The 4811-nt window shown below is 68.2% G+C and carries 6 protein-coding genes; 3 read left to right on the top strand and 3 right to left on the bottom strand.

Features of this window, described 5'->3' with window-relative positions:
* Positions 1-78: 78 nt before the first annotated feature.
* Positions 79-360 (bottom strand): DUF427 domain-containing protein, encoded by a 282-nt coding sequence (locus tag ACOQFS_RS02675; protein WP_421561427.1) that lies wholly within the window; start codon positions 358-360, stop codon positions 79-81.
* Positions 361-555: 195 nt separating this feature from the next.
* Between ACOQFS_RS02675 and ACOQFS_RS02670 the strand changes: the two genes are divergently transcribed.
* Both ACOQFS_RS02670 and gshA read left to right on the top strand, forming a co-directional pair.
* On the top strand, positions 556-1464 hold the full coding sequence (locus ACOQFS_RS02670) for an SDR family NAD(P)-dependent oxidoreductase (protein ID WP_421561426.1): 909 nt from the start codon (positions 556-558) through the stop codon (positions 1462-1464).
* 72 nt (positions 1465-1536) lie between these two features.
* Positions 1537-3063: a glutamate--cysteine ligase gene (gshA, locus tag ACOQFS_RS02665; RefSeq protein WP_421561425.1), complete on the top strand. Its 1527-nt coding sequence runs from the start codon at positions 1537-1539 to the stop codon at positions 3061-3063.
* A gap of 88 nt (positions 3064-3151) precedes the next feature.
* Here the strand turns inward: gshA and ACOQFS_RS02660 are convergent, their stop codons facing one another.
* Together ACOQFS_RS02660 and ACOQFS_RS02655 are read right to left on the bottom strand one after the other, a co-directional pair.
* Positions 3152-3382, bottom strand: coding sequence for an oxidoreductase-like domain-containing protein (locus ACOQFS_RS02660; protein ID WP_421561424.1), 231 nt, complete (start codon positions 3380-3382; stop codon positions 3152-3154).
* Positions 3379-3630 (bottom strand): hypothetical protein, encoded by a 252-nt coding sequence (locus ACOQFS_RS02655; protein WP_421561423.1) that lies wholly within the window; start codon positions 3628-3630, stop codon positions 3379-3381. The genes ACOQFS_RS02660 and ACOQFS_RS02655 overlap by 4 nt, the downstream gene beginning before the upstream one ends.
* Before the next feature lie 92 nt (positions 3631-3722).
* Here ACOQFS_RS02655 and ylqF point away from each other — a divergent pair, with 92 nt between their 5' ends.
* Positions 3723-4700, top strand: coding sequence for a ribosome biogenesis GTPase YlqF (gene ylqF / locus ACOQFS_RS02650; protein WP_421561422.1), 978 nt, complete (start codon positions 3723-3725; stop codon positions 4698-4700).
* Positions 4701-4811 lie beyond the last annotated feature (111 nt).

Raw genomic sequence — 4811 nt, 5'->3', positions numbered from 1 at the left:
CCCATGCGGCGCATCCGAGGCATCCACTCATCCCGATTGCGCTCCAACGCGATCCCCTGCGAGATCGTAAACACGTTCTTAGTCCATGACCTTAACGCCCTTCCAGAACGCCACGCGGCCCCGGATCTCTTCGGCTTCGGGTTTGGGGTCGGGGTAGAACCAGGCAGCGTCGGCGTTCATCTCGCCGTTCACCAGCAGCGAGAGGTAGCTGGCCTGGCCCTTCCACGCACACATGGTCTTGTGGTTGCTGAAGGTGAAATATTCGCGCTTGAGGGCGCTCTCGGGGAAGTAGTGGTTGCCTTCGACAACCACGGTGTCGTTGCTTTCGGCGACGGTGACGCCGTTCCAGATGGCTTTCATGCGGTGGTCCTTTTTGGGGGGAGGGGGGTGGGGGTGCGGACGCACACCATACCGGAAGCACGCGGTGCAGTCACACGCGCAACCCTCTCGGGCGGGCTTCTCGCGTACAGTCGCCCGCGCGGCGCGCCTGCCGGGCGCGCCATGCCGAACTTCAGCAACCCGACCCACCCGTCAAACACCACAGGAGAAGCTCACATGGGTATCGACTTCCAAGGCCGCGTGGCCATCGTCACAGGCGCCGGCGGCGGCCTGGGCCGCCAGCATGCGCTGGCGCTCGCGGCGCGCGGCGCCAAGGTGCTGGTCAACGACCTGGGCGGCGCGGTCGATGGCAGCGGCGCCACGGTGGGCGCGGCGCAGGCGGTGGTCGACGAGATCCGCGCAGCGGGCGGCGAGGCGCTGGCCAACGGCGCCTCCGTCACCGACTTCGCCGCGGTCGAGGCCATGGTCCAGCAGGCCATCGACGCCTGGGGCCGGGTCGACATCCTGGTCAACAACGCCGGCATCCTGCGCGACAAGTCGTTTGCCAAGATGGACATGGCCGACTTTGCCCTGGTGGTGCAGGTGCACCTGATGGGCGCGGCGAATTGCTGCAAGGCCGTGTGGCCGCACATGGTGGCGCAGCAATATGGCCGCATCGTCATGACGACTTCGTCCACCGGCCTGTATGGCAACTTCGGCCAGGCCAACTACGGCGCGGCCAAGTTGGCCCAGGTGGGGTTGATGCAGACGCTCTCCATCGAAGGCGCGAAGAACAATATCCGCGTGAACGCCCTGGCCCCCACGGCTGCCACGCGCATGACCGAAGGCCTGATGCCCGAGGAAGTGCTGGCGGCCCTGAAGCCCGAGGCCGTGGTGCCCGCCATGCTGGTGCTGGCGCACGAAAGCGCGCCCACCCGCACCATCCTGTGTGCAGGCGCCGGCACCTTCGAGGCCGCGCACATCACGCTCACGCAGGGCCTCCATCTGGGGATCGGGGCCGACGTGCCCGAGCAGCTGGCCGCACGCCTGGCCGAGGTGACCGAACGCGCGGGCGAGCAAGTACCACAAAGTGGCGCGGCGCAGGGCGCCAACGAAGTCGGACGCGCCCTGGCCGCAAGGGCTTGACGTCCCCTTGGGCGGGCCTGTCCTCAACGTGCTAAGTTCCGGGCCGACAAAAGTTGGATCGGTAAAAAACCTATGAGCACACTGCAAGAGAGACTGGCCGCCTACCCGGCGGATGCCCTGGGGGGGATTCGCCGCGGCATCGAAAAGGAAGGCCTGCGTGTGCTGCCCACGGGCGGCCTGGCGCTCACGCCGCATCCGCTGGCCCTGGGCTCCGCCCTCACGCACCCGCTCATCACCACTGACTACAGCGAGTCGCAGCTCGAACTCATCACCGGCGCGCACCAGGGCGTGCAGCAGTGCCTGGATGAGCTGACCGAAGTGCACCAGTTCGTGCACCGCACGCTGCGCGACCACGGCGGCGAGCTGCTGTGGGCGTCCAGCATGCCCTGCGGCCTGCCCACCGACGAAACCATTCCCCTGGGCCGCTACGGCGGCTCCAACATTGGCCGCGCCAAGAGCGTCTACCGCATGGGCCTGGGCCACCGCTACGGGCGGCGCATGCAGACCATCTCGGGCATCCACTACAACTGGTCGATGCCGGGCGTGACGAGCGAGCAGTATTTCTCGCTGATTCGCAACTTTCGCCGCCACGCGTTTGTGCTGCTGTACCTGTTTGGCGCCTCGCCCGCGCTGTGCCCCTGTTTTGTGGAAGGGCGCGAGCACGGCCTGCAGCGCATGGAGGGCGGCCACGCGCTGTACCTGCCGCACGCCACCTCCCTGCGCATGGGCCGCCTGGGCTACCAGAGCGACGCGCAGTCCACGCTGGCCGTGAGCTACAACGGCCTGACCGGTTATGCCAATTCGCTGCACGAGGCGCTGACCAAGCCGTATCCGGCCTACGAAACCCTGGGCGTGCGCAACCCCGGCGGCGACTACAACCAGCTGGGCACCAGCCTGCTGCAGATCGAAAACGAGTTCTACGGCACCATCCGCCCCAAGCGCACCGTGCGCACCGGCGAGCGCCCGCTGCACGCGCTGCGCGAGCGCGGCGTCGAATACGTCGAGGTGCGCCTGATGGACCTGGACCCGTTCGTGCCCGTGGGCATCACCGCGCCCACGATGCGGCTGCTGGACGTGTTTTTGCTGCACTGCCTGCTGGCCGACAGCCCGCCCGACACACCGGCCGAGATCGCCGAGCTCAAGCACAACCAGCACCTCACGGCCGAGCGCGGCCGCGAAAGCGGCCTGCAGCTCTCGCGCGGCGGCCACAAGGTGACGCTGGCCGACTGGGGCAGCGAGGTGCTGGCCGCCTGCGAGCCCCTGGCCGCCGCGCTGGATGCCGCGCATGGCTCGACCGACTACAGCAGCGCACTGCGCGATGCCCGCACCCTTATGGACGCACCCGAGCGCACCCCGTCGGCCCGCGTGCTTGAGCACATCACGGGCCAGCACGGCCACAGTTTTGAAGCCTTTGCGCGCCACCAGTCGGTGGCGGCGCGCGATGCCTTGCTCGGCCTGCCCTGGGCGCCCGCGCAGCAGGCGCGCTACGCGGCCCTGGCCGGCGAATCGATCGCCGCGCAAAAGGCGATCGAGGCGGCCGACACGCTGCCATTCGAACAATGGCGCGAGCAGTACATGGCGGTGAAGGAGCTGGGCTGAAGCGCTCCCCCGGGCAGCGCAATGCTATTTTTTGTATAGCTGTAAAGGCCCGTCCATAAAGCGCTGGGGCCGGTTTTGATGCAAAGTGTCAGGGCGCCAGCTGCAGCAGCGCCTCTTGCCGCCAGTATTCGGCGGCGTCCAGAAACCCTTCCCACACGCAACCGTTGCAGCCCCGACCGCAGCAGGTGGTGGGCGCGGGCGGCGGGGCGCGCAACGTGACGCCCAAGGTGCTGGCCTGCTGCTGCACGGCAGCGAACATGGCCTGGGCCGAGGCGCCATCCACCGCGCGGGCGGGCACGCTGCCGGCGGCATCCGTCATGGTTTGCGGCGCCCGGCCCGGGCGCGGCGCACACCGTACTGCACGCCGAACGCAATGCCCAGCACCAGCGCAAACCAGCCCACCAGCGTGGCCTGCGCCATCAGCTCGCGCACGCTGTCCGACCGCGCCACGTAGGGCGCCAGCAGGATCACCAGGCCGATCAGCGCGCAGGTCACGCCCTTGAAAAGCAGCTCCTTGTCGGCCTGGGCGGTGGCGGCGGGGCGGGTTTTGTCGGTGGGTGCAGGCATGGGTAAAAAGCAGGGTGGCGATCAGCGGTGAAGACCGCGATTATCCTTGCCACCCTTCGCCAGCATCCCCAACCAGAGAGAAAGTACCCCGCATGGCCATCCAGTGGTTCCCCGGTCACATGCACCTGACCCGCAAAGCCATCACCGAACGCATCAAGGACATCGACGTGGTGATCGAGGTGCTGGACGCGCGCCTGCCGGGGTCGAGCAGCAACCCGCTGCTGGCCGAGATCACCGGCCACAAGCCCACGCTCAAGGTGCTCAACAAACAGGACGTGGCCGACCCCGAGCGCACGGCGCTGTGGGTGGACTGGTACAACGCCCAGAGCGAGACGCGCGCCGTGCCGCTCGACGCGTCCGACCCCGCGCCCGCGCGCAAGCTCATCGACGCCTGCCACCTGCTGGCCCCCCAGCGCGGCGGCATGGCCAAGCCCATGCGGGTGCTGATCTGCGGCGTGCCCAACGTGGGCAAGTCCACCCTCATCAACACGCTGTCGAACAAACGCCAGGCCAAGACGGGCGACGAGGCCGGCATCACCAAGCTGGAGCAGCGCATCACCCTGGCCGACGACTTCTACCTGTGGGACACGCCCGGCATGCTGTGGCCGCGCATCATCGTGCCCGAGAGCGGCTACAACCTGGCCGCCAGCGGCGCCGTGGGCCGCAATGCGTACGACGAAGAACTGGTGGCGCTGGAGCTGCTGCGCCGCCTGCAGCAGCACTATGCCCCGCTGCTGGAGGCACGCTACAAGCTGGGCCTGCCGGCCGGCGCCATGGCGGAGATGCAGGACGACGAGCTACTGGCCGCCATCGGCAAGAAGCGGGGTGCCATGATGGCCGGCGGCCGGGTCAACCTGCAAAAGACGGCCGAGATCGTGATGACCGACTTCCGCACCGCCACGCTGGGCCGCATCACGCTGGAGACGCCGCAGGAGTTCGAGGCCTGGCGCGCTGCGGGGCTGGCCGAAGACGCCAAGCGCCAGGCCAAAAAGGACGCCCGGGCCAAAGCCAAGGGCAAGGGATCCGGCGTGCGTGAGCCCGCGCCGGGCAGTGATGGGGAAGAGGGCTGAGACCGCCTTAGAGCCTGTTCAATGTCTTTTTGGAGATCGCATTGGAGTGCAATCGGTATGAGTGGATGCGCCGGGTGCGCCGCATGGGCTCATGCCCATGCAAGCGGCCGG

Origin of the sequence: Paracidovorax sp. MALMAid1276, from assembly GCF_049198005.1 — a bacterium.
Classification (GTDB): domain Bacteria; phylum Pseudomonadota; class Gammaproteobacteria; order Burkholderiales; family Burkholderiaceae_C; genus Acidovorax.
Note: the sequence above shows the minus strand (reverse complement) of the source record. Positions and strands in the feature narration are given on the sequence as shown.